This window comes from Thalassospira xiamenensis M-5 = DSM 17429 (assembly GCF_000300235.2).
Lineage (GTDB): Bacteria > Pseudomonadota > Alphaproteobacteria > Rhodospirillales > Thalassospiraceae > Thalassospira > Thalassospira xiamenensis.
In genome coordinates this window covers 1-26,038 of sequence record NZ_CP004388.1, presented here as the reverse complement: position 1 = coordinate 26,038, position 26,038 = coordinate 1, and the positions used below count along the sequence as shown (strand labels likewise).

The following is a 26,038-nucleotide window of genomic DNA, read 5'->3' as shown; positions in this document are numbered from 1 at the left end:
CCCGATCTGTCAACATATCTGCCAGATTTGCGGACGACAGGTGCCAAACCGCTCCACTCAGCCATTTCGACTGAAATTTACAGGTTGTGCCCCAACATCGGCAGGAGACCCCAATCCCCTGCTCATTCGACGATCTTACTGCTTTTCATTCGATAAATCGTTTTTCCACATATCTGCTACGCCATCACTTTCACGGCGTCGTTGTGATGCGGCTCGAATCATCGAACGAATTGGTAAACCATCATGTGCATCCAGCATAAATAACCGCCAAAGAGACGCAAGCTCTACATCGCCGCGGATTTGCGGAATTCGGCTATTATCGTCATTCCCCGCCCAGACAACCGTAATCAGGTCGGACGTAAAACCAGTATACCATGCATCCGATGCACCGGTTTCGGCTGTGCCATATCCCGCAAACGGTCGGTCTAGACGAAGCTGGGGATCCGTGACGCTGGAAAACAGGGTATATGCCCCCTGAATGGCAGCGTCTGTCAAACGTGACGGTGCTGCTTGTTGAATACGTTGGTAAACCACTTCATTTGTGGCCGCAAACATCACCTTGTTCACCAAGCTTAATTGTACCGGTTGACCAGAATTCTGGGGTAAAGCATGGATAGAAGCAATATCGGCGAGTGTCACAGGATCGAGCCCGACAACTGTTCGTATGTCGTTTGACAATGGGCTCTTGATACCGATTTCCCGAGCATAGTCGCGAACATTCAAAAGACCAAACTGATCCGCCAAATTTACCGGAACAGTGTTCACATCACGCACAAATGCTTCGCGTAGAGAAATCTGACCGCGATATTCATGATCAGGATTGACCGGGCGCCACCCTCCTGCCGCCATGCGATTGTCCCTCACCCACTGCGCCGGATCACTATTCTCGTTCAGGGCGTAATAGTAAGGGATAATTTTGATCATTCGACCTGGAAAATGTTTTACATCCCACGCACGGTTGGGATGGAATGGGCTGTATGTTACCCCTCCGACAATCGCGCGAACGCGGCCATCTGGACTTATTGAAATCAATGCCGCCTGATTAACTCCGTTTGGCTTCAATCGCAAATTGGCAACTTCGCGCACAACCTTCTGTGCTTGTCTTTGAACTGACAAATCAATGCTGGTAGTAACTTCGATATCACGACTGGTATAGCCAATACGCTCAGCGACTTCGTTCATGACCATATCGACGACGTAGCTTGATACCACTCCATCCTCGTACTGGACGTCCAGATTTGGCTTTAACAAAGTGAGGGCTGAAACACGATCAAGCTCGATATACTTGTAACGCCCCATATTCAGGAGAATTTCATTGGCTGCATTCGCAGCATCACTGGGATGGTATAGTGGATCGAACTTGATAGGGTCATTCATCGCTGCAGCCAAAACTGCAGCCTGATGCAATGTTATCCGCTCTGCTGGACTGCCGTACCAGATGCGTGATGCCGCAGTAATCCCAAAAATACCGCGCCCCATATAAGTACGTTCAAGGTAACTCCGCAGTATGGTCTTCTTGTTAAATTTCAGCTCAAGCCATAAAGCGACAAGAAGTTCCTGCAAATGGCGGCCGGCACTGGCTTCCGGAACTTTGAAGAAGCTTCGGGCCACCTTCATTGTTATGGTTGATCCGGGAACGTCATTACTTTTGAAAATCCGGATGAAATCACTAACAGTCACGCCCAGATGGCCGTAGAAATCAGGATCAGACGCAGCGACAAATACGTTTTGTATTCTTTCTGGAATTGTCGTTAGCGAGACATCCTGACTGTATCTTCCCCTTACAATCTCAAGCGTGGCCCCGTCAAAACCCATTACACGAACTTCAGGACTCCTAATCATATTTCGACTGAAATCGAGATTTGATTGGATTAGTAACATCGTCGCCAATGCTGCGGAAAATGTTAAGAACGTAGATAGGACAACGATAAACATACTTCGCCGCCTGCGTCGTATCCTGATGATACGCAGTTCACGTTCTGTAATTTCCTGCATTGCCGCCTGCGCGGCATTTGCACCACCGCGTTGCGGTTCGTCCCGTTCTTCTTCTGCCACGCCCGGTTCCGCTTTTCCCACAGGTTTACTATGCCAATGTACAGTAAACCGATAAGCTATTAAGAAAGTACTTCTCTCAATATGAATTGAGAGGTCCGAAATTGGGGGGATCAATAGAACCAGTTTAAATATATGAGCCTAGATGCTACCTGCACCCCATAGCTTAAATTCTTCAATACTTGGCGCAGGATATCTTAAGATAAGCATGTCAGACGGAAAATGATCACCATCCGCATAAAAAAATAAATAAATCTCACTATTTAAAATAAAACTAAATAGTTTCTGAACATTATTCAAATATTTTTTTTCTTGAAAATGTACCCTTTAAAATTCGACAAAAGATTTCCGAAACCAATAGCACCATCCAGCGCGTCAAAAGACGCTATTTGTTCATAATCATTATCAATATTTTTCTTTATGTCCTGCTCTGAAAAAAGCCAGATTGGATATTCAGATTTATTTATTGATTCTGGCACAATCTGGCTTGAAATAATGGTATTACCATTCGCCAATATTGGTGTCCGGTCAACGACAATATATGGAACCTTAAGAGCAACCATAGATTTTAATAAATCACCAGGGTTACTTAGATACTGTAAAGTACCTGATATCAGCGCTACATTCGGAGTAAAATTTGACCCTAATTCAGCCAAGCTCTGAGCAAACTTAAGTTGGTCATTTTCGAATTCTTCTTTACCGATTTTGACAAAATTTTTCTGCTCAACAACAACCCATTCAATATCTTTTAAGCCTTCAAGAAAATCTCGACACTGGTAATAAGAACTGCCAAGGGCCCCTCCGTAATCCAATACCTTTAAACGGTTGCCATTCTCAACCGCCGCACGAAGCAATGTCGCGATAAGGGGAAAAGGATAGGGTATTGCATCAAAAATGACGCCATCTCTCTCCGACTTAGCGCATCCGTCAACAACCTGCCTAGCAGCCCATCTAACTCTATCAAGTATCTCTGTTGCGTCGTAACCTTTAGTGGCTTCCTGTGCAGCTTCCCAATTTTCAAAATTCCCACGAAATACTATTCCACGATTGAAATAGTACGAGTAAGCTTTAACGAATATTGGAGGCATCCAGTTTCGCAAAATTTTTTTCAAAAAACTCATTTCAATAATCTCTTTATTTTTTTTATAACTCGGCGAAGCACTTTATCTCTTATGTTTTCCCGCTTTAACTTCAAGAGAAAATCACGCCAGGCCTCCCGAGCTTCGTCAGATTCTACAACAGGAATATCCTGTAAATCCGGGCAAGTTTCGGACAGCGACTGATCATAAATATCATTTTCGCCGCAATGTGTTCCAGTGCCATCAAAACCTATATTTTGGGTCATAGATTTTCCGGGATATACAGTCAGCCCCCCCGCCAGAAGAACTGATGCGGACCAACGAATAGCCCAAGAATCATTCTGACCTTCGATTTGCTTTTTCAGCATATCTGTGTAGGGAAAGGCGCCGTCAAAATCGAATTTTCTTTGTAAATTTCTTGCTTTCAATTCTCTAAGCAAACTAGCACCGTCAGCCTGATAGAATTTCCAGCTTCGACCCCAAACAGCCCATCCCCAACAATCCGGAAGAGACAGAAAGAAGCTATTTTCCAAATTTCTGTCTGTTGGAAATACGTAGCATCCAACACTGAAGACTCTCGTATCGTGTTCGTACTTTTTAAGTGCTGCGTTAACCCAGCTCAGAAAATGTCGCGAAACTACTACATCGTCCTCTACGACGGCGACAAAGCCGTACTCGTTACATAATTGACTTACGCCTTCTACAATAGAGGCCGACAAACCCAAATTATGATCTCGCTCTATTACGGTAACTCTGCGAAAGCCTGAAACCCGTCGGCAGAACGACCGGACTTCTGTTACAGCATCAACATCGTCGGCACTTTTAGCACCATCACAGAAAATAAATAAATCTGTTTCACCCGCAAGAGTATTCTCCTGCAAGCTTTTCACAACCAACCGCAAATGTTGGATGCGACGATAGGCGAATAAGGCTACCGGACAGTTCAATTAGTTAGCACCTTTGATTCTGCAAATTTCTTTTCGATAAAAAGAAAAGAGTTATAAGTCTTAGCGAAAAAAACATACCCCTTTGACACCAAAAATGAATAGACGTCACTGTTTTGAATATATTCCAAACTAAATTCGTGAAGCAGACACTCAACTAAAACACATTTTGGTCGATATTTAACCCAGTCATTAGACATCAAGACCTTGAGATCCAATCCTTCGACATCTATTGACATAAAGTCAATATCGACGCCAAAAGGTAAAGACCTCTCCAGAATCGAATCTATCCTTTCAACATTTACTTCTCGTGTCGTCAGTATTGTGTAAGCGACGGTTTCATCTCTAGACTGAGCCAAATCTGAGTCAAATGTATTAAGCGCAGGATCATTAAATTCATAATATACAAGTTTTTCAGGACAGTTCGAAACACCAACGCATAGATTTATATCCCTTGGTCTTTGCTTCTTAAAAACAGCTTCTGCTGATGGATTTGGTTCTATATTAATGCCCGTCCAACCGGATTGATAAAAATGAAACGTGTTCGAAAATCTTCTGGGATGATGGGCTCCAACATCGACATAAAACCCATTCTTTTGCGCACTAAAAAGTCGAGCTAGGATAGCGTCTTCACCCTCTTGAGAATAAAAAATCCTTGCATTCGGATCAAGTATACGCGCAATAAGATAAAGCCTTTTCCCAAGGAGCCACCTCAAAGAATTCAAAAAAAATCTCACAGCCGACCTCCTACAACCCAAGAACATTATCATTATTGTAAAAAATACTTGTTCTCCATGGATGAATATTAATTGGCCCAGGGCCAGGAAAGTCTATTCTTTTAAATCCTTTTTCCGCAAGAAAAGTCAACGCCTCCTCATATTCGGAAACATCGCTGTTATCCAGTATAAGAACACCATCTCTTGACAAAGCAGATAAAGAGTTTTTAACGCAATTCACACGATCTCGGCCATCTATGAATATGACATCAAAACAATCAACATATTCCAATACTTTTTTACAATAGTCTCCTCCATATTCCAAAGCTACCAGGTTGGATTTTACATTCGCGGGTAAAGATGCGGAAAGTCTGTCATACCAAACTGAATCGTGTTCACATGTCACAACTTTCTCAGCGCGATCAGCCCACCATAATGTTGAGCCACCTGTGCCGTATTCAAATACGGAAATACCGCTAGGTAGCCTATCTTCCAGAAATTTCAAACAAGGGTAGGTAATCCATGGAATTGGGTTTCCCTCCGCATTGATCGGCATACCTTTCTTGCGACTTTCGAACCAGCCCATTTCAAGCAAGTACCCCTTGTTCCGAAGAGAAAACAAAGAGTAGAGCTTCGTTCTTCCCCAAAAATTATTTATTATTTCTTTAAAAATTTGCATCATTTTTCGCTCCCCTTATGAAATTAATAATATTAAGAGGCAGAATGGATCGAATGATTATGAAACATTGACCTCGAGACGATTCAAAAAGTATCAAAGAAAATGTAGCAATATAGAAAGATATCACAGTCGCAAACGCCGCCCCAAAAGCACCCCATATTGGTATAAATAAAGCATTCATAACAAGATTTGCTAGCAATCCAATAGCTGTTCTATAAAAAGATATCTTTTGTAAATTCTCAATAACAAGATACTGACTGCTTGCAACACCTAAAAAGACAGCAATTGTCGCCCAAGTGTGGGTTCTTAACACCAAGGCAGCCTCTTGATATTGATGGCCATAAACTATCTGGACTAAATAATCTGAAAAGAGAGAAATGAAAATTGAGACAGAAACACTTAGTAAAATCATAAACTCATACAAAACACGCAATCGAAAAATGTAAAGATCTCGACTTATCTCACGTGCCCGAACCAAGAAAGGCTGTAGGGAGGAAATAAATGCTGCCGGCAGAAAATACCAAATCTCTGAAATGCGGAGCATTGCAGTATAAATACCTACAGAGTGGTTAGAACTTAATTGCCCGAGCATAACAAGGTCCGCCCTCATATAAAGAGCAGCGCCGGCAGTAGACAGTAACAGCGGCCACCCCTCTGCCAGTATTTTCTTCGCTGTTTCAAACTTGTATGTCCAGCTGAAACCGACTTGATTTCTCTTTAACAGGAAAAAATACGTAAGCGCTACCGCAGACAACATTGCTTCTGCCAGACCAACCCACGCAAAGGATATTAGAGGAGCATCGTTAAAAATAAGAATTATTCGCAGGATAGCAGATAGAACACAAGAAAATGATTTGGCCAATACAGTATACTTTGATTTAACGATAGATTGAAAATATAAGCTCACAACATCAAATGGCAAAAAGAACATACTCATCGCTAAAATAATTGTAATACTTACTACCGTTACATCATTAGACCTGAGAATAAAAACAGATGATATGCAACACACCACAGCAATCAATGAACCAGATAACTTCAAAAAGAAAGTTGTTCCAATTTTCTCACCGACCCTGTCTTTTTCTTTGACTAAATCGCGTACAATATTGCTGTCCATTCCTAGTCCAGCTAAAACACCGAACATCCCAACAATTGCACTTGAATAACTAAGCTTTCCTAAATTTTCCGGCCCCAAATATCTGGCAATAAAAACACCTACAGTTAATCCAACAATTGCCCTTATAATACTCTCAAACACAATCCAGCTTGTATTTGACATAAAGGAATATAATCCGGTTTTTTTCAAAACCGAAAATGATTTCATGAAACCACCCATTTATGATTTATTCACTCGAGCACCAAAGGTATAAATTTAGATTACTCCGCAGCACTTTCTACTCATTATAGCGCATATATTTAAAGCCATGCGCCTTCACAAGCTCATCTCTCTCAGCGGCTTTTAAATCCTCGATGACCATCTCGGACACCAGCTCCTGGAAGCTTGTTTTCGGCTGCCATGCCAGCTTGGTTTTCGCCTTTGTAGCGTCGCCAAGTAATGTCTCAACTTCAGTCGGTCGAAAATATCGTGGATCCACTTCCACAATTAGCTTTCCATTTTCATCATATCCTTTCTCCATAACACCTTGGCCACTCCACGAGATATTCATGCCTAGTTCAGATGCCGCTGCATTCACAAAATCACGGACGCTGTACTGCACACCAGATGCAATGACAAAGTCCTCCGGCTGTTCCTGCTGAAGCATTAACCACTGCATTTCGACGTAATCCCTCGCATGCCCCCAATCGCGTTTGGCATCAAGGTTTCCAAGGTAAAGGCAGTCTTGAAGCCCAAGCTTAATACGGGCAAGTGCCCGAGTAATTTTTCTCGTAACAAACGTTTCACCACGTATCGGACTTTCGTGGTTAAAAAGAATCCCGTTACACGCGTACATGCCATACGCTTCTCTGTAGTTAACAGTGATCCAGTATGCATAAAGCTTTGCAACTGCATACGGACTGCGGGGATAAAAAGGTGTCGTTTCTTTTTGGGGTATTTCCTGAACAAGGCCATACAGCTCGGAGGTGCTAGCCTGATAATAACGGGTCTTTTTCTCCATGCCGAGTATTCTTAACGCCTCAAGAATCCTCAGCGCGCCCAAGGCATCAGAGTTTGCGGTATACTCCGGCTCCTCAAAGCTAACCGCAACATGACTTTGGGCAGCCAGATTATATATTTCGTCGGGCTGCGTTTTCTGAATAATCCGCGTGAGGCTGGAACTATCTGTCATATCGCCGTGATGCAGGAAAAACCGCAAACTTTTTTCGTGCTGATCCCGGTAAAGATGGTCTATTCGATCCGTATTAAATAAGCTTGTACGGCGCTTAATACCGTGAACGATATACCCCTTTTCCAACAAAAACTCAGCCAAATACGCGCCATCCTGGCCGGTTACACCTGTAATAAGGGCGACTTTATTTTCTTTGTTCACAGCGTCACTTTCGTATTTTCAAGGTAATTTTCATATGTCTTGGCGAGCCCATCGATCAAGGATAATTTCGGTTTCCATCCAAGATTAGACATTCGGGAGACATCCAACAACTTGCGGGGTGTGCCATCTGGTTTTGATGCATCAAAAATCACCTCGCCCTCAAACCCAACAGCGTCCATTACTTTCTGAGCCAAATCTCTTATAGTAATATCTTCACCACAACCTACGTTATACATACCCTCACGAACCCCGTTTTGCATCAGAAACACACAGGCATCCGCAAGATCATCAACGTAGAGAAATTCGCGTCTAGGAGCCCCAGTCCCCCAAACAATCATTTCCTTTCCGCCTTGCACTTTTGCCTCGTGAGCCTTACGCATCAGCGCTGGCAAAACGTGCGCATTATTCAAGTCATAATTATCATTGGGTCCGTAAAGATTAGTCGGCATCACGCAAATATAACGTGTTCCATACTGCAAGTTGCAGCTTTCACAGAGTTTAAGCCCGGCAATTTTAGCTATCGCGTATGGTTCATTGGTTTTCTCAAGCGCACCAGTAAGCAAGCTATCTTCTTTGATTGGTTGCGGGCAGTCGCGAGGATAAATACAACTAGAACCCAGAAAGCACATATCTTTGATACCGGCTGACATCGCCCCCCAAATGATATTATTCTGAATTTGGAGGTTAGAATAGATAAAGTCAGCTCGATAAGTATTATTCGCGTGAATACCGCCTACTCTGGCAGCAGCCATGAATATATAGTCCGGCTTCTCTAATTTAAGAAAGTTAAACACCGCCTCTTGGTCAAGAAGATTGATCTCATCCTTTGATCGCAACAAAAGGTTATTATAACCAAGAGATCGAAGTTTGCGGACAATAGCGGATCCGACCATACCACGATGGCCCGCAACAAATATTTTACTTCCTACCATTGTAGTCCTCAAAACGCACGATATCATCTTTTACAAGATAACGACCCGGTTGATACCCAGCGATTTTCGTCGCGGATCTCTCCGGGTTTGCCAACGTATGCCATACTCCCAACAGAATGCGAAAAACAATCATCGAAATATCGAAGAACTTTTCAGCAACTGGTTTCTTTTCTTTCACGCCATATATGACTATCCAGCTCTTAAGCTATTTTTGACGGCTGAAGTGCGACAACAAGATACATAAAAGCACTCTAATATTGAAATCAGTCCCGTCATCAGCTCCAGTATTTGCAGCCACCTACTAGCTCATCTGGCGCGTTAAAAACGACCATTTCCAATTCCTCATCGCCTCATAAGCCTGTTCAATTCCGCATACTCAATCTAAACCACCTTGCAGATCGCTCAGAGTTTTCGCTATTTGCGCCAGCTGCCCTTCAGTAAGGTTATGAGTTGAGGGAAGGTAAAGCCCGTTTTCCCATATACGGTCTGCAACCGGGCAAGATACGTTTTTGAAACCTGGGATCTCCTGCAAACATGGCTGTTGGTTCATTGGGCAGAAGAACGTGCGTGTATCTATGCCGTGCGCCCTGAGGCTCTCACTTAACTGATCCCGTGACATCCCAAATTCATCACCAATGACTACGGCGTACATCCAGTAGACGTTGTGCGCCCATTCTTTTTCAACAGGCAGCAAAAGACCAGGAATGTCCTCTAGAAGAGAATTGTAGGTATGCGCAACACGACGCTTTTCATCCACTATATGTTCGATACGATGCAGTTGAGCCAGCCCCATCGCAGCTTGGTAGCCCGTCATGCGAAAATTGTAGCCAAGCTCCTCATGGCGAAATCTGGGTGTTGTAAAAGCAAGGTTACGCAACAACCGCAACCGCTCTGCCAAGGCTTTGTCATTAGTAACCACCATACCACCCTCACCGGTGGTAATTACCTTGTTCGCATAAAAGCTGAAGCATCCCATATCACCAAAGCCCCCGGTCTTACGACCACGGCAGGTCGCCCCGTGTGCTTCAGCGCAATCTTCGATAACTATCAAATCGTGCTTTCTCGCCACTGCCATCAGCGCATCCATATCTACAGGATGCCCAAACAAATGGACGGGGATGATTGCTTTTGTTTTCGGCGTTATAAGTGACTCGATTAAATCTAGATCAAGATTCCAAGTTCCCTCTTCAGAGTCGACAGGAACTGGAATTGCGTTGTTGTGAGCTACAGCCAAGGCCGTTGCAATATTTGTGCTGGCGCTTATCAGCACTTCCTCACCAGGTTGGATACCCGCAGCGGCAACGGCAAGATGAAGTGCCGTGGTACCATTTGAAACAGCCACACCATATTCGCAACCGCAAAACGCGGCGAACTCAGCCTCGAAAGCTTCCAAATAATGACCAAAAGTCCCTGACAACTCACCTTTACGTAACGCATCTGTGACGTAAGAAATTTCTTCTTCGCCAATAATTGGCTCAAACACTGGAATCATGGTTGTTTGACCTCTATCTCAACCTTGTCAAACTCGTCTCCCATAAAAGGCCCTTGCTTGACGCTAATGCATTGCATGTCTTCGATTACGTGGATGGCATGCGCACCATGAATAAGCACGATTGCATCACCAGCATTAAGTATGACCTCACGGATTAGCACGCCGTCGTCATCAAACAACTGAACGCCAACAACCCCTCTTTGAACCACGAACATCTGTTGCAGATCACGTACGGTTCTCTCAAACTCGCGATGGAAATGCGGTGGTTCCTGGTATCCTGCCTCATGCGCCAACAGTCCAAATTGGAATGACGATTCCGGAGGAGAGAAAAAACGGGTTTTTTCAACGCAGGCGGTAGCCCATATAATCTCAGCGTACCGGGTACCTTGGTATTCTACAATTTCATGACTCATCAGCCTATCTCCTAAAGAACCGTCCATCCAGACTGATCTATTCGTATTGGATTGGCACTACAGCGCCAAAAAACTTCATGCCGCAACATCCCAGGACTGAATGGAGTATCGTACTTGACCACTCGGTATGCTCGATAGGGGAAATGGCTGCTAAAAAGAGCATCCAGCTCTTCAATCGTTTCGAAGAACTAAAGGTGATCATGCCCCTCCAAACCTAAAGATTCAGAACCCGCAAAGACCCCGTCCTCTGAGAGAACTTCCACTATTTTTGCGAGGACTATGTGGGTTGTCTCGGCTGCAAAATGCCCAATTGCGCCATCCCAAACCACTATGTTGTAATCTACAGATGGAAATGGCTTATTTACAGCATCACTCAATCGGTAGTCGATTTTTGGAGATGCGTTCAAGGACTTTGCCGTCTCGATTGCAGTAGGTTCAATATCGATTGCATCAATGTGCGCGCAGCGTTTTGAGTAGAAGCGTTTCGTAAAAAAACCGTCTCCGCACCCTATATCAAGTAACCGATCATGGTCTTTTATAAGCTCAGAGACAAAAAAACCACGGTAATATGGGAATATGCTGGTTCCGCTCTCTCCATAAATGAAGTCAAAAAAACCGATCCTATGGTTAAAGAAATGCGGTTGTTCACGAGCCCAAGACCATTCTCGTCGAAATACACTGCGATAATGCAAGCTTAAAAGCTTCACTAGAATTTTTTCGGACAACCGACCGCCGAAAAAAATGCGTTCAAAAAGCCAAAAGGCCTTTTTTCTCAAGATCGTCAATGAGCCATCTTCTTTCTGATTATCCATTTTAAATCCCAAATATTTCTGAAATATTCCCTGCTGACTGCTTTTCCACATTAAAGACTGGCATCTGAGATATTTCATCAAGCCTTTTGCCGGCTGGCAAGTAAGTCAACTCACCTCTGGGATCACGTGACTCTCGGAATTTTGCCTCGACAAAACCTTCGGAGCATTTCAAGGCCCGCAGATTACCCAACTTATCCCTGCGCACAAAATAGGCATTATTTCCCGCACTGTTGCATCCAACGAAGGCGTATCCACGACGCTCCGCTAGCATGCAAAGCGATGCCAACGACGCTCCCCAATACAAATTGGAATAATGCGCCGCACCTCGCTGGAATTTTGGATCGTAAGGAACAGTAACTGCGAGCTCATCCCCAAACACGCTATTATACTCGCAAATCACAATGATTGGATCCACGACATCAATAGCATCCCAAACCCAGTAGTCGTTCCCGTCGATATCCACACTTAAGATTCCGATTTCACCTTCGAAACCGTTGCTAGAAAACAGCTCGTTCACGTTGTCTTTATCGATGAAAGCAGCTATCGCCGTGAGATCGTATCGCCAAAAATGAGTGTCTGATACTACCTTGCTGATGTTTTTGCTCGAACCATCCAGGATCAACCCGCTCCAGTTATCATTCATGAGCAAAAACCTAGTATTAGACTCCTGGTAATCTTGCACACCAAATTCGATAAATCTCCGCGCACCTTCTGGAACATCTACCTGCTGCAGTAGATATTGAATAATGCCATCATCACCGAATTGAGAAAAAACCTTGAACTCCGCGTCAGAAATCTTTGGCAGAGCTTGGTGCGATTTCATTTGATTGGCTATCTGTCGCCCCAATAGAATCTTCGTTTCTACAATCTGCTCACGAATCTCGTAGACACCTACAGCCCTTGCACATGACTGCAGGCATTTGAAGAACCAGTTTTTTACACTCATAATATTTCCTAGGCTCACAAAATCTATACTGGCTCAGAAACTTAGCTTACGCGACCGAAATAGCATAAGTGTTTAGCATCATCACCACCTGATTTGTTAGATTGTCACCTGCTTCTGATAAATTGATCAAAATCAGAACCTTAAATCTAAGGCTAACAAGATGAATTAAATTTTCATTTCAGTTAAACGATAAACAGAACCGCACTGGTTCGGCTCCTCTATAAACGGTCGGACCACATTGCAAAATGCCAGCCGAAACCAGACCCTAAGCAAGATTGCCGCACTAAAATAAAAGCAGCTCTCTAAGCAGGAAATTGAGAAATTATTGAACAGCATAAAAATCCCAGTTAATAAATCGAATTACATAGCTCGCCGGAAGGAGGCAATTATCTGGCCCCATAGAGAAACGCGCACGATACAAGCAAGGCGGATAAAATGGCCTACATCCCACATCAAAACTCAATTATTCTAAGAACATTATCGATATAGTACCGCATTTTGACTAGAAATTTGGTTAATATGCCTACTTTAAAAGCTGTAAAATAGGTGCTTAATTGTGAAAATTGGTATTTGCTTGGGAAATTTCCATCAAGATACAGGTGGCGCTTTCACATTCCAAAATGAAGTGTTTAACGCTATTTTTCCCTTTATACGTGATAGCAATCACAGTTTTTTCGCATTAACTGAAAATGATACAATTTTAAAAAATAACGATGAAAAATCAAAAGAAATAGAACATTCAAAAATAGATACAAGTTCACTGGATAAGTTTAAGAATAATTTATCGAATTACTCTCCTTTAATTCGCCGACTACTAAGAAGCCCGGGTCCTCTCCAACGCACAGCTTTAAAGCATGAGCTAGATCTTCTCTGGCATGTTGGAGGAGGTGCGCACGAAGTTACCGACACACCTTATATAGCAACAGTGTGGGATCTTCAGCATCGCATGACGCCCTGGTTTCCGGAAATGAGTTCTCTTGGAACATGGGATGCAAGAGAACAGTCATACAAATATTTTCTCCAACGTGCCTCCTTCATCATCACAGGAACAGAAGTTGGTAAACAAGAGCTGATGCAGTTATATGGGATACCAGCGCCTAGGGTAAGAATACTCCCCCATCCAACACCAGGCTTCGCATTAAGCTCAGAAAAACAGGAAACAGATATTCGCCAGAAGAAAGGGATCAGCGGCGACTATGTGGTTTACCCGGCCCAATTTTGGCCGCATAAAAACCACGCGAATTTGCTTTTAGCTCTGAAAGAATTAGGTGAAAGACACGAAACCAAATTGCAGTTGGTCTTGGTGGGCTCCAATAAAGGAAACGAGAACTACATCAGGCAGCTTGCAGAAGACCTAGGCTTAACCAGCCAGGTTGTGTTTTGTGGATTTGTATCAAAATCAGAGTTGATCGATTTGTATCAAAATGCTCAAATGCTGGTCTATCCTAGTATTTGTGGTCCAGAGAATCTCCCTCCTCTTGAAGCATTTGCTTTAGGATGCCCCGTTGCTGCGGCCGACATTCCGGGAGCGCGCGAACAACTCAAAGACGCAGCTATTTTCTTTGATCCATTGGCCCCCTCTGACATAGCAAAAGCAATTCACACTGTGTACACCCAAAAATCTCTAGCGTTAGATTTAAAAAAAATGGGAAAAATTCGAGCAGAAAGCTGGAAGCCCCATGACTTCTGCTCCGGCATCTATGAACTAATCGAAGAATTTTCCAAAATTAGAAGAAATTGGCTTCGGTAAATTAAAAATGAAATTTTCTATTGTCACCCCAAACTATAATTCCGGTCAATTTCTAGCGGAAACAATCGAATCTGTTTTGATTAACCTGAAGAAAGGAGATGAATACTTCGTAATTGATGGTGGGTCGCATGATAATAGTGTCGATATCATCAAAAAATACGAAAAACATATAACCGGTTGGGTTAGCTGCCCTGACAACGGATACGCTGATGCTATTTCGAAGGGATTTGCACTTGCAACCGGTGATATTATGGCTTGGATTAACTCAAGCGATCTGTTGCTCGATGGTGCGCTTGATACAGCGCGACAGAAATTTATAAAATCCGATGTTGATTGGATATTTGGTGACGATTACTACATCGACGAAACCAGCCACGTCTTGTTTCGCAGCTGTGGTGGAACGAGCAACATAGAGAAAATGATGTTATATGGAGCGTGGACTCCTCTTCAAGATGCTTGTTTTTGGAGGAGCTCTTTATACCACAGCGTTGGTGGTATAAATTCTGACATCAAGTATGCGGCAGATTTTGACTTCTTCCTTAAACTTTCCAGCATTGGAAAATCGGAATACATTCCAAAAGTTTTCAGTGCCTATAGAAAACACTCCAATCAAATCTCAATTGGTAAGTCAATCCAATACAAAGAAGAGAAGAAAGAAATTTTAGAGAAATTCAGCAGAAAATATGAAAAACAATTATCGAGGTATTTTTACTTTGTTTGGGCAAGAGCCAGAGCAAGGATATTCCAAAGATTTATCAATTCGTATGCTGAAAAAGGCACACATATTTCCAATTGTAAGTGCGTGCGATAATTATGCTTAGAAAAAACAAAAACCTAATAAAGAACTGGATTACTTCCCTAAATTTACACAGTTTCTTTATATGTTTATTGCATTTTCCGTCCTATTTTTTGGACTGGAGGCGATTTGTAGCACAAGGAGGGAAAGCTAGTTTCTTGGATAGCTATCCTTGCCTAGGAGATAAAACTTCTCAAACAAGCTTTGATCCCCATTATTTTTATCAAGCGGCTTGGTTGTCACGCAAACTTGCAAGCAGCAAACCATACAATCACGTCGATATCGGTTCAGACATTAAAGCCATCAGTGTTCTATCAGCTTTTGTACCTGTCGAATTTCTCGATTTTAGACCATTAAACGTAAACATCTCCGGCCTCAGATGCCTTGGTGACGATTTACTCAATCTGTCTAGAACAAGCAGAAGCATAAGCTCCCTGTCTTGCATGCATGTGATTGAGCACGTTGGCCTTGGCCGCTATGGAGACCCCATAACCCCGACCGGCAGCTTGCAGGCCGCGAAAGAATTAGAACGCGTTATCTCTCCCGGGGGGAGACTGTATATTTCTGTGCCCGTAGGCGAAGAGAAAGTGTGTTTTAATGCACATCGGATATTCGATCCTGTAAGGTTTATAGAAATGTTTCCCGAACTGGATTTAGAGAGCTTCAGCTTTGTAGACGATCTCGGTAACTATTTCGACAAAGCCGAACCTTTAGATGCAGCGGATAAGTCTTACGCATGCGGTATGTATGTATTTGTTAGGAAGTCATGAAGTCAGTTCGTAAAGCAGTACATTCGGTTTGGGCTTACAACCTATATGAGCGAGATCTTTGGGTATCTTCTCAGTGTCGCCAGCTTCCGGCAGGAAGCAAAGTCTTGGATGTCGGCGCGGGATCATGTCCATATCGGAATCTGTTACAGCACTGTGAATACAAAACCCAAGATTTTCAGCAGCTAACCTCCAGTCAGCTGCGAAATGGTTCTTATGGCAAAATAGACTATGTGTGTGATGCATCTTCTATCCCAGTAGAGGACGCTAGCTTTGATGTAATTATATGCACGGAAGTACTAGAACACATCCTTGAACCAATTAAACTGATAGAAGAGTTCAGCAGAATACTTAAACCGGGTGGGAAAGTTTTACTTTCTGCGCCACTCGGATCAGGGATACATCAAGAACCACACCACTATTATGGTGGTTTTACGCCTTTTTGGTATAAATCCATTTTGGAAAGAAATGGATTTAATGAAATCCGGGTTGAAGAAAACCGAGGATCTTATGCGTTTTTCTCTCAAGAGAGCATACGGTTTGTCGCATCGACTAAGCCGTGGAAGTTAAAAATGGACATTATAAGTCGACTACTGTGGTTACCCATATGGATCGCGCTGTCACCAATTCTTGCCATAGCAATACCAATTATCTCTCGCATACTTGACAAATATGATGCGGAAAAGAAATTTACGGTTGGATATCACGTAGTCGCACAAAAAGGATTTAAATGAGAGTTCTTTGTGTCTTTGGAAAACATCAATATGGAGATCCAAGCAGAGGATTGGGCATAGAATATATTTCATTTATACCTGCTCTAAAGAAACTTGGTCATGAAGTCCTTCATTTCGAATCATGGGACAAAGATAATTATAAAGATTTTTCGGATTTGAATAAGAAACTGTTAGAGACAGTTATTACATTCGAACCGAAAATAGTTTTAACTGTTCATATGAGCTACGAAATATGGGCAGAAACAATCGATATTATCTCAGCAAGAGATGGCGTTAAAACCATTTCTTGGGCAGCGGATGATTCGTGGAAGTATAAAGAAGTTTCTAGGTTTATTGGCCGTCACTACCACGCGATGACTACCACATATGATTATATAGTTCCTCGCTATCATAAAGATGGCATTAGAAACGTTTTGCTAACTCAATGGGCTGCACCGGAAAATTGGCTTTCTGAGCCGCTACCCGCAAAAGATTGCCAGTATGAAGTTAGTTTTGTAGGGGCAGCTCACGGCTCGCGGATCAAAAGAGTAGAAGAGCTAAAGAAAAACGGTATAGAAGTGACATGTTTTGGTCACGGATGGCCTGCAGGACCTGTACCCGCAGAACGGATACCGTTCATTATAAGAAACTCAAAAATAAGCCTTAACTTTGCCAACTCGTACGGTGAGAACCAAATTAAAGCAAGAACGTTCGAGGTGCCTGGTTGCGGTGGGTTTCTAGTTACGGAAAATGCTCGGAACATCGAGAAATTTTACGAAAATGGTAAAGAAGTCATAATATTTGATACTGATAAAGAGTTGGAAGACCTAATAAAATATTATCTAGCAAACCCAGAAGAAAGAGACGATATAGCCCAGAACGGCTTTTCCAGAACTGCCAGAGAACACACATACGTCAATAGAATGGAATCCATTTTAAATTACTCCTCATCAGTAGAGCCGTATAACAGAAAAAAAAATAACAATAGCTCTCTTGAAAAATCTATTAAATATCATAGAAAGACATATTTATTAACTGCTATTAGAAAAATCATTTGCGGATTACTTTGCGTAATTTTTGGAAAAAGACGTGGCCCAAGAGCGGCGCGTAGACTAGTTTTTGGGCTTTCTTGGAGATTTCTAGGACACCACACATTTACAGCAAAAGGATTTCCAGGACGAATGTTTCCCGACTTATAATGAAAGTTTTTCGTTCCATATCGATAAATCGCGCTAATCAAAATTAATAATAATTCAATGTAGCATTGTGAAATGCTATTCAACTGAATAATTCAATTAAACGTATAAAATCAAAATGTAATTTTATTACAAAATTTTGTATATATAGAGTATTAATATTATTCGTCAAGAACCCTATGATGATTGAGTTAGTGAATTTTGGGCGATAAGATAAAAAAATATATTCAACCATTCTTATCGTGAAAAATATCTAGGAAAAGCATAAAGAGAGATGTTTACATGAAAAACACTCCCCTAGTCAGCATTGGGATGTCTGTTCATAATAGCGCCAATACTATTTCGGCAGCAATTAATTCAATATTGAATCAATCTTACCCATTTTGGGAACTAATTATAATTGACGATGGGTCCACAGATAACACGAGATCTATTATCGATAGCTTCTCGGATAGCAGAATAAAGTTCTCCCACCATCAAAATTGTCGCGGCCTAGCTTATCGACTAAACCAAGCAATAGATACTTCAGCCGGAAAGTATTTTATGAGAATGGATGGTGACGATATTTGTTTTCCGGAACGCATCCATAAGCAAGTTGATTTTCTAGAGTCACACCCGAGTATAGATTTACTCGGAACTAGCTTGCTTATTTTTAGAGATAATGGAGAAGCAATCGGCGTCCGCAACCTTCCATCAGATCATAAATCTATTTGCCAAAGCCCATTGTCCGGGTTTGAGTTACCTCACCCTACTTGGATGGGAAAAATAGAGTGGTTTAGACATTTCCGGTATGATGAGAATCAAATTAAATCACAAGACTATGATATGTTACTGCGATCTTATAAGCATAGCTGTTTCGCCGTATTACCCGAAGTCCTTCTTGGATATCGGGAAGATTTCTTCAATTTTCAGAAGCGTATTATGAGTAGAAAATTTACAATAATATCGCAAATCAAATGCAGCAGAACCCTTCTTGATTACTTAAAATTAATTTATTCAATAACCTTACAAATTGCGAAATTATCGATTGACTACCTATTCATTGATGTATTTAAGAAAAAACCGAAAATTTATAATAAAAAACTGAAAACAAGCGAAGAAACTGAAAAATTATGGAAAGAAACTTGGGATACATGCAATTAAATAAAACTATATAATCCCTCTGCAATAGAAAGCACACAAGGACAATCATCTGGCCAATACGTACCAAGATTTATAAGATTATCTTTTCAAGGTTCAACATTGGAAGACTTGATCCGACAAAGCGTGCTTGAAGATGAGATGCAACTCCCCATTAAGAAGAAGCATCACCGAAACCTCTCAGAATCTGTTTATGCATGCGCTGGGGCTAATATCCGTATTCGCAAAGCAGACAGTTCGTCGCAAAAATCTCAGCAAAGAAGATAGGACAGAGCACGCTCATCTCAATCAGATGAACTTGCTCTGCCCATTCTAATTTTATGCATAAATTCACAACACGCCGATAATCAGACGTCTAGATTAGCAACCTTGAGAGCATTCGACTGGATGAAGTCACGACGCGGTTCAACGACGTCACCCATCAGGGTCGAGAAGACTTCCTCGGCCTCATCTGCATGATCAACACGCACCTGAAGGAGCGAACGGACATTCGGATCAAGGGTGGTTTCCCAAAGCTGATCGGGGTTCATTTCGCCCAGACCTTTATAGCGCTGGATCGAAATTCCGCGACGACCATATTCCATTACCGCGTTGACCAGATCGACCGGACCATTGATTTTCCAGATCTTGTCCTTGGCACCGAATTCAGCACCATTTTCGAACAATTCGCGAAGTTCAACGAGCAACCCGGCAATCGCACGGCTTTCGGCCGAACGCAGGATATTGCCATCAATGACGTGACGTTCTTCGACACCGCGCAGCATACGCCACATGACGATTTCATCCTGCGATGCTTCGCCCTTCCATCCGCGATCAAAATCTTCGGACAGAAGATCAAGACGACCAGCAAGCGTATTCGCCGCTTCCTGACGTTTGGCATCATCGTCAAGCAATGCCGGGTTCAGGGCACCCGCCAGTACGGCCTGTTCGAGAATCGAAATCGGCAATTTCAGCGAAAGCGGCTCCAGCAGTCCCTTGGCCTTGCGCGCCAGTTCCACAATCCGCACCAGATCCGAACCAGCAACCTGCACGCCGCCATTGAGCGTCAGCAACGCATCTTCGGTCCCTTGTGCGGTCAGGTACTGTTCCATCTCGCGGTCATCCTTGAGGTACTGGACCGAGTTACCTCGCTTGGCGCGATAAAGCGGTGGTTGTGCGATATAGAGATATCCCCGTTCAACCAATTCAGGCATCTGACGATAGAAGAAGGTCAGAAGCAGGGTTCGGATATGCGCGCCATCGACGTCGGCGTCAGTCATGATGATGATTTTGTGGTAGCGCGTTTTTTCAATATTGAAATCATCGCGGCCAATCCCGGTGCCAAGGGCGGTAATCAGCGTACCGATTTCCTGACTTGAAAGCATTTTATCGAAACGCGCGCGCTCAACGTTCAGGATTTTACCACGCAATGGCAGGATTGCCTGGAAGCCACGTTCACGGCCCTGTTTGGCCGATCCACCTGCGGAATCACCCTCCACGATGAACAGTTCGGCTTTGGACGCATCGCGTTCCTGACAATCGGCAAGCTTGCCCGGAAGGGATGAAATATCAAGCGCACCTTTACGACGGGTCAGTTCACGTGCCTTGCGCGCCGCTTCGCGGGCCGACGCGGCTTCGACAACCTTGGTGACGATTTTGCGTGCATCCTGCGGATGTTCTTCCAGCCATTGCTGAAGCCTGTCGTTCACGATGTTCTCGACGACCGGACGGACTTCGGATGAAACCAGTTTATCCTTGGTCTGGGATGAGAATTTCGGATCCGGTACCTTGACCGAAATCACACAGGTCAGGCCTTCCCGGGCATCATCCCCCGAAAGACTGACCTTTTCCTTTTTCACAATTCCGCTTTCCTGCGCATAGGAGTTGATCTGACGGGTCAGAGCCGCACGGAAACCGGCCATGTGGGTTCCGCCATCACGCTGCGGAATATTGTTGGTAAAGCACAGCGTGGTTTCGTGATAGCTGTCATTCCACTGCAGGGAAACTTCAACGGTAATACCGTCTTTTTCACCCACAATGGCGATTGGCTCCTCAATCTGCGGTGTCTTGTTACGATCGAGATATTCGACAAAAGCACGAATGCCACCTTCGTAATGCAGCTTGGTTTCAACCGGCTCGCCATGGCGTTCATCACGCAGCGTCAGGATCACGCCAGAGTTCAGGAAAGCCAGTTCGCGCAGACGATGTTCAAGCGTCGGCAGGTTGAACTCGGTCATCGTGAAGATTTCGGCATCGGGATAGAAGGTAACTTCGGTCCCGGTCAGCGGCTTGCCCTCTGCCGTCATCGGCGCATCACCAACAATTTCCAGCGGCTTGATCGCATCGCCACCGGAGAATTCCATGTAATGCTCCTTGCCATTACGCCAGATGCGCAGTTTCAGCAAAGTCGACAGGGCGTTCACAACCGACACACCCACGCCATGCAGACCGCCAGAAACCTTATAGGAGTTCTGGTCAAACTTACCGCCGGCATGCAGCTGGGTCATGATGACCTCGGCTGCAGAAACGCCTTCTTCCTTGTGCAGATCGGTCGGGATGCCACGGCCGTTATCGCGGATCGTTGCCGACCCATCACCGTTCAACTGCACCCAGACAGTATCACAATACCCGCCCAGTGCCTCGTCAATCGCGTTATCGACGACTTCATAGATCATGTGGTGCAAGCCACTGCCGTCATCGGTATCGCCGATATACATGCCCGGGCGTTTACGCACCGCTTCAAGGCCCTTAAGAACCTTGATCGATTCTGCACCGTAATCCTGCGCCTGCTGTTCGGCGGTTTTCGGAGCTTCTGTTTCGTTGGTCATAGCGTCACAACCTCGGCATTCACGGAGTGGTTTCAGCGGTCAGTGTGGCATCTTCCACGCGGAAGAATTGCGCACGTCCGTCCAAACCTTCAAACAGCGCCCGGTCCGTGCCTGTCATCCAGGCCTGGACGCCAAGCGCCACGATTTCATCAAACAGGTAGCGGCGACGCTCTGCATCCAGATGCGCCACAACCTCGTCAAGCAACAGCAACGGACCAGCTCCGCGTGCTTTGCTCTGCAAGCGGGTATTGGCCATAATCATCGATAGCAGCAGGGCCTTTTGTTCGCCCGTCGAACACTGATCTGCCGACTGGTTCTTGGCATCATGCCACACCAGCAAATCACTGCGTTGTGGTCCGACGGAAGCCCCGCCATAGGTAGCATCGCGTGACCGTCCATCGCGCAATGCCGCCCGCATCCTGTCTTCAACCTCGATCGCTGGCAACTGCTCCAGCCAGTTTTCAAGATCCCCTGCAAGTGCAAGTCTTGCCGCCGGAAAAGGCCCAACAACCATAGTCCCAGCCCGGCCAAGCTTTGCCAGCAATTCAGCGCGCGCAACCGCAACGGCAATACCATGACGCACCATCGAATCCTCGATCGAGGCCAGCCACCTGTCGTCACCTTTGCCTTCTTTCAAAAGCTTGGCACGACTGCGCAAACTATGTTCATACGCGGCGACCCGGCTGCTATGTTCGGGATCAAGGCCATAAACCAGACGATCCAGAAAACGGCGACGCGCCGATGGACCGTCCAGAAACAGACGATCCATTTGCGGTGTCAGCCAGACCGCGGCACAAACCCGACCCAGTGATGCCTGCCCACGCTGGCTTTCACCATCAATACGCACGGCGCGTTTTTCGCGCCCCTGCGCAAGAGCCGCAGGATCAAGGCCTGATCCAACCTGATACTCACCATCCGGTGTGGTCAGGTGCGCTGAAACGGCCCAGGCCCTTACGCTACCCTCGTCTTCGCCCGGCACCCTGCGCGATATCTCGCCCAGCTTGGCTCGCCTTAACCCGCTTCCCGGCGAAAGAAGCGATAACGCTTCAAGCAGATTGGTTTTCCCGGCCCCGTTCGGACCGGTCAAAACCACCGGTGCCCCGTCAAGCGACAGGCGCAGACTTTCGTAACACCGAAAGTCACCAAGCTGTATACGGGAAACGGCAAGACGGTTCGTCATCGACGTACCGTCTTGGTGTGGAAGATTATGGGCAAGAACAGCCACAGCAAAAGTGCGCTAACCGTCAGACGCGCATCGGCATCAGAACATACAATGCCGACAGATCATCGGTATCGCGCAGAATGGTCGGAGATGATCCGTCCGACATCAGAAGGTTCAGGGTGTCACCCTTCACCTGCTTGGCGATATCGAGCAAATAACGCGAGTTGAAACCGATTTCGATGTCATCAGCATCATAATTGATTTCGAGTTCCTCGGATGCGGTTCCGTGTTCCGGGCTCGACGCGGAAAGGGTCAGGGTATTACCCGACATGACGACTTTGACCGCACGCGATTTTTCGATCGAAATGGCGGAAACACGGTCAACAGCGTCTGCAAAAGCCTTGCATTCGATATCAAGAGTCTTGTCATTGCCAGACGGAATGACACGCTCGTAATCCGGGAACGTACCATCGATCAGCTTGGAGGTCAGAACCGCCTTTCCGAAACCAAAGCGAATTTTGGTATCGGACAATGCGATATCGACCGCTTCCCCGGTTTCCTCGATCAGCTTGCGCAATTCGCCAACGGTTTTGCGCGGCACGATGACGCCCGGCATGTTTTCCGCCCCATCGGGAAGCGGTGCTTCGACGCGCGCCAGACGATGGCCATCGGTTGCAACCGCACGCAGGATCTTGGTTCCTTCGGCGTCTGTCGCATGAAAATAGATACCGTTCAGGTAATAACGGGTTTCTTCGGTCGAAATCGCAAATTCGGCACGATCGATCAGACCGCGAAGTTCCGCCGCGGCAAGGCCAAAGCTGACCGGAAGCTCGCCACCAGACATGACCGGAAAGTCATCAACAGGAAGAACCGCCAGATTGAATTTCGAACGACCCGCCGACAGGGTAAGACGCCCTGCACCTGGCTCAAGCGCGATTTGCACCTGCGAGCCTTCCGGCAACTTGCGGACAATCTCGTAAAGGGTATGGGCGGGGGTTGTGGTTGCACCGGCTTCACTGACTTCTGCAGTGGTGGTTTCAATCACCTCAAGATCCATGTCCGTTGCCGTCAGAGAAAGCTGGTCATTCTCCGCCCGCAGCAAAATATTGGACAGAATCGGAATGGTATTGCGCCGTTCGACCACACTTTGAACATGGGTCAAAGATTTCAACAGAGCCGCGCGTTCAATGGTCAGCTTCATGCCCGTCCTATCCGTCTGTCAGTATTGGTTTAACAAATTGATTTATAATCGGTTTTGTCGCTTTTGCTCCACCCTTTCGGGCAAGGCAGACGCATTATAACATGCATGCTGGGAAATCGAAGGATTTTTAAGGCTTAAACCCAAGCAAACAAAACGAGTCGTTGTATATTTTTCCACCCAATGCACGCAAAAGGCGGAACCCCGCGCGATGCCTGATTTTCAGCCCGTCGATTACCGTAAATATCCGACTGGAATCAGAACGGGTCACCGTCCCTGGACCGTGACCCGTAGCGTATTTTCAAACTGCGATCAGCCTTCAAGCATACGACGCAACAGGTCGATGTCTTCCGACAGCGACGGATCACTCACATGCAACTCTTCGATCTTGCGAACTGCATGCATGACGGTCGTATGGTCACGACCGCCAAATTTACGACCGATTTCCGGTAGGGAATGCGTCGTCAATTGTTTGGACAGATACATCGCAACCTGGCGCGGGCGGGCAACTGCCCGGGCGCGACGGGCGGAATGCATGTCCGACACCTTGATGTTGAAATGCTCGGCAACTTTTTTCTGAATTTCTTCAATCGAAACCCGGCGTTCGGATGCGCGCAGGACATCGTGCAGCACGTCCTGAACCATATCGAGACTGATTTCACGACCGACAAGCTGCGCATGGGCGATCACGCGGTTAAGCGCACCTTCAAGCTCGCGCACGTTCGCGGTGATCTTGTGAGCCAGAAACTCCATCACACGCTGTGGCAGCTCTATGTTCTGACGCTCTGCCTTCGATTCGAGAATACCCAGACGCAGCTCATAGGTCGTAGCATGAATATCGGCAACAAGGCCCGAGCCAAGACGCGAACGCAGGCGTTCTTCGATATCTTCCAGATCGGATGGCGACTTGTCAGCAGACACAATGATCTGACGCCCCTGATCCACCAGCGCATTGAAGGTGTGGAAGAATTCTTCCTGGGTCGAGTCCTTGCCCGAAATGAACTGAACGTCATCAACCATCAGAACATCGACGGACCGGAACTGATCCTTGAAATCGACGGTGTTCTTGTCACGCAGGGCCCGGATGAAGCGGTACATGAATTTTTCAGCAGACAGGTAAATCACCGTGCGGTGCGGCTGCGTGCGGCGAATATGCCATGCAATCGCGTGCATCAGGTGGGTTTTACCAAGGCCAACGCCGCCGTAAAGGAACAGCGGGTTGAATGGCACCGATTCGGCCTCTGCCAAACGGCGTGCTGCCGCATAGGCGAATTCGTTCGGCTTTCCGATCACGAAATTGTCGAAAGTATACCGGGGATCAAGAGCCGCCGATATGCCGTCGTCGGACATGGTGCCAATTGCCTTGCGACCACCCGACACCAGCCCTTTTGCATTGCCCGCATAGGACAGGCCGGAACCTTCGGCACCAGTCACCTCGTTCGCAGCCTTATCCAGTCGCGCGACATCGTCAGAGATGCGTCCGCGTGCACTGCTATTGGCAGACTGGGCCGCTGAATTAGAAGTTGTGGAAGAAGATGCGTTTTTTTGGCCGTTTCCATTTGCCGGTTGGACAACAACAATCTCGACAAAATGGATATTCTCGTCCTCGGAATGCCAGAAGGACTGAATACGATCCAGATAGTGCTGGGTTACCCAGTCACGCATCGCACGCGTTGGCGCACCAAGACGTGCGACCCCCGCTTCGACGGCGATCAATGCGACGGGATCAAGCCAATAACGATAGGCAGTCGCGCCAAACTCCGAACGAAGCTTTTCGCGGACAACCTGCCATGTCGCTTTCGCGTGATCGTCTAGTGCCGCCTGCTGGTCACCCGGAATCCCCCCGTTGGACTCCCCGAGTGCCGATTGCGTTCCCCTAACGGCGTGCTGCACTGTTAGAACCTTTCCCCGCTTAATCAATCTTCACTACCAAACAAAACGCGAAAGACAAAAAA

At 45.5% G+C, this 26,038-nt stretch carries 23 protein-coding genes; 6 read left to right on the top strand and 17 right to left on the bottom strand.

Annotated features, from left to right (window positions below):
* Nucleotides 1-135: 135 nt before the first annotated feature.
* From TH3_RS00110 to TH3_RS00055, 13 genes are all read right to left on the bottom strand, one after another.
* Nucleotides 136-2,055: a transglycosylase domain-containing protein gene (locus TH3_RS00110; protein WP_007088312.1), complete on the bottom strand. Its 1,920-nt coding sequence runs from the start codon at nt 2,053-2,055 to the stop codon at nt 136-138.
* Between the two features lie 293 nt (nt 2,056-2,348).
* Entirely contained in the window at nt 2,349-3,173 is an 825-nt protein-coding gene (locus TH3_RS00105) for a methyltransferase, TIGR04325 family (RefSeq protein ID WP_007088313.1), read from the bottom strand.
* Entirely contained in the window at nt 3,170-4,078 is a 909-nt protein-coding gene (locus TH3_RS00100; protein ID WP_007088314.1) for a glycosyltransferase, read from the bottom strand. Before TH3_RS00100 ends, TH3_RS00105 begins: the two co-directional genes overlap by 4 nt.
* Nucleotides 4,075-4,812, bottom strand: a complete 738-nt coding sequence (locus tag TH3_RS00095; RefSeq protein ID WP_202965952.1) for an FkbM family methyltransferase — start codon at nt 4,810-4,812, stop codon at nt 4,075-4,077. Before TH3_RS00095 ends, TH3_RS00100 begins: the two co-directional genes overlap by 4 nt.
* 10 nt (nt 4,813-4,822) lie before the next feature.
* A complete protein-coding gene (locus TH3_RS00090) occupies nt 4,823-5,473 on the bottom strand; it encodes an O-methyltransferase (protein WP_007088316.1) in 651 nt (216 codons plus the stop codon).
* Nucleotides 5,457-6,794, bottom strand: a complete 1,338-nt coding sequence (locus TH3_RS00085; RefSeq protein WP_167710542.1) for a flippase — start codon at nt 6,792-6,794, stop codon at nt 5,457-5,459. The genes TH3_RS00090 and TH3_RS00085 overlap by 17 nt, the downstream gene beginning before the upstream one ends.
* 70 nt (nt 6,795-6,864) lie before the next feature.
* A complete protein-coding gene (gene gmd, locus TH3_RS00080; protein WP_007088318.1) occupies nt 6,865-7,959 on the bottom strand; it encodes a GDP-mannose 4,6-dehydratase in 1,095 nt (364 codons plus the stop codon).
* The gene (locus TH3_RS00075; protein WP_007088319.1) at nt 7,956-8,891 is read right to left on the bottom strand and encodes a GDP-L-fucose synthase family protein; all 936 of its coding nucleotides are present in this window, start codon (nt 8,889-8,891) and stop codon (nt 7,956-7,958) included. The genes gmd and TH3_RS00075 overlap by 4 nt, the downstream gene beginning before the upstream one ends.
* Entirely contained in the window at nt 8,878-9,078 is a 201-nt protein-coding gene (locus TH3_RS23530; protein WP_420855228.1) for a cupin domain-containing protein, read from the bottom strand. Before TH3_RS23530 ends, TH3_RS00075 begins: the two co-directional genes overlap by 14 nt.
* A 189-nt stretch (nt 9,079-9,267) precedes the next feature.
* Nucleotides 9,268-10,383, bottom strand: a complete 1,116-nt coding sequence (locus TH3_RS00070) for a DegT/DnrJ/EryC1/StrS family aminotransferase (protein WP_007088321.1) — start codon at nt 10,381-10,383, stop codon at nt 9,268-9,270.
* A complete protein-coding gene (locus tag TH3_RS22175) occupies nt 10,380-10,796 on the bottom strand; it encodes a hypothetical protein (protein ID WP_007088322.1) in 417 nt (138 codons plus the stop codon). The genes TH3_RS00070 and TH3_RS22175 overlap by 4 nt, the downstream gene beginning before the upstream one ends.
* Nucleotides 10,797-10,984: 188 nt before the next feature.
* Nucleotides 10,985-11,608 (bottom strand): class I SAM-dependent methyltransferase, encoded by a 624-nt coding sequence (locus tag TH3_RS00060; RefSeq protein ID WP_007088323.1) that lies wholly within the window; start codon nt 11,606-11,608, stop codon nt 10,985-10,987.
* A gap of 1 nt (nt 11,609) precedes the next feature.
* Nucleotides 11,610-12,554 carry a hypothetical protein gene (locus tag TH3_RS00055; protein ID WP_007088324.1) on the bottom strand — a complete coding sequence of 315 codons (945 nt, stop codon included), beginning with the start codon at nt 12,552-12,554 and terminating at the stop codon, nt 11,610-11,612.
* Between the two features lie 556 nt (nt 12,555-13,110).
* Here TH3_RS00055 and TH3_RS00050 point away from each other — a divergent pair.
* The 6 genes from TH3_RS00050 to TH3_RS00025 all read left to right on the top strand — a co-directional run bounded on the left by TH3_RS00050 (nt 13,111) and on the right by TH3_RS00025 (nt 18,919).
* Complete coding sequence (locus tag TH3_RS00050; protein ID WP_040059358.1) at nt 13,111-14,304, top strand: glycosyltransferase family 4 protein; 1,194 nt, start codon at nt 13,111-13,113, stop codon at nt 14,302-14,304.
* A 7-nt stretch (nt 14,305-14,311) separates the two neighbouring features.
* Nucleotides 14,312-15,115, top strand: a complete 804-nt coding sequence (locus TH3_RS00045; protein WP_007088326.1) for a glycosyltransferase family 2 protein — start codon at nt 14,312-14,314, stop codon at nt 15,113-15,115.
* Nucleotides 15,116-15,258: 143 nt separating this feature from the next.
* Nucleotides 15,259-15,870 (top strand): DUF268 domain-containing protein, encoded by a 612-nt coding sequence (locus TH3_RS00040; RefSeq protein WP_052268389.1) that lies wholly within the window; start codon nt 15,259-15,261, stop codon nt 15,868-15,870.
* Nucleotides 15,867-16,601, top strand: a complete 735-nt coding sequence (locus TH3_RS00035) for a class I SAM-dependent methyltransferase (protein ID WP_040059353.1) — start codon at nt 15,867-15,869, stop codon at nt 16,599-16,601. The genes TH3_RS00040 and TH3_RS00035 overlap by 4 nt, the downstream gene beginning before the upstream one ends.
* Nucleotides 16,598-17,779, top strand: a complete 1,182-nt coding sequence (locus TH3_RS00030) for a CgeB family protein (protein ID WP_007088329.1) — start codon at nt 16,598-16,600, stop codon at nt 17,777-17,779. Before TH3_RS00035 ends, TH3_RS00030 begins: the two co-directional genes overlap by 4 nt.
* Nucleotides 17,780-18,058: 279 nt before the next feature.
* Nucleotides 18,059-18,919 (top strand): glycosyltransferase family 2 protein, encoded by an 861-nt coding sequence (locus TH3_RS00025; RefSeq protein WP_052268340.1) that lies wholly within the window; start codon nt 18,059-18,061, stop codon nt 18,917-18,919.
* 344 nt (nt 18,920-19,263) lie between these two features.
* Here the strand turns inward: TH3_RS00025 and gyrB are convergent, their stop codons facing one another.
* The 4 genes from gyrB to dnaA all read right to left on the bottom strand — a co-directional run bounded on the left by gyrB (nt 19,264) and on the right by dnaA (nt 25,976).
* Entirely contained in the window at nt 19,264-21,723 is a 2,460-nt protein-coding gene (gene gyrB, locus TH3_RS00020; RefSeq protein WP_007088331.1) for a DNA topoisomerase (ATP-hydrolyzing) subunit B, read from the bottom strand.
* A gap of 19 nt (nt 21,724-21,742) precedes the next feature.
* Nucleotides 21,743-22,903, bottom strand: coding sequence for a DNA replication/repair protein RecF (gene recF / locus TH3_RS00015; RefSeq protein WP_007088332.1), 1,161 nt, complete (start codon nt 22,901-22,903; stop codon nt 21,743-21,745).
* 64 nt (nt 22,904-22,967) lie between these two features.
* Nucleotides 22,968-24,086, bottom strand: coding sequence for a DNA polymerase III subunit beta (gene dnaN / locus TH3_RS00010; protein WP_007088333.1), 1,119 nt, complete (start codon nt 24,084-24,086; stop codon nt 22,968-22,970).
* Nucleotides 24,087-24,395: 309 nt separating this feature from the next.
* Nucleotides 24,396-25,976: a chromosomal replication initiator protein DnaA gene (gene dnaA, locus TH3_RS00005; RefSeq protein WP_007088334.1), complete on the bottom strand. Its 1,581-nt coding sequence runs from the start codon at nt 25,974-25,976 to the stop codon at nt 24,396-24,398.
* Nucleotides 25,977-26,038 lie beyond the last annotated feature (62 nt).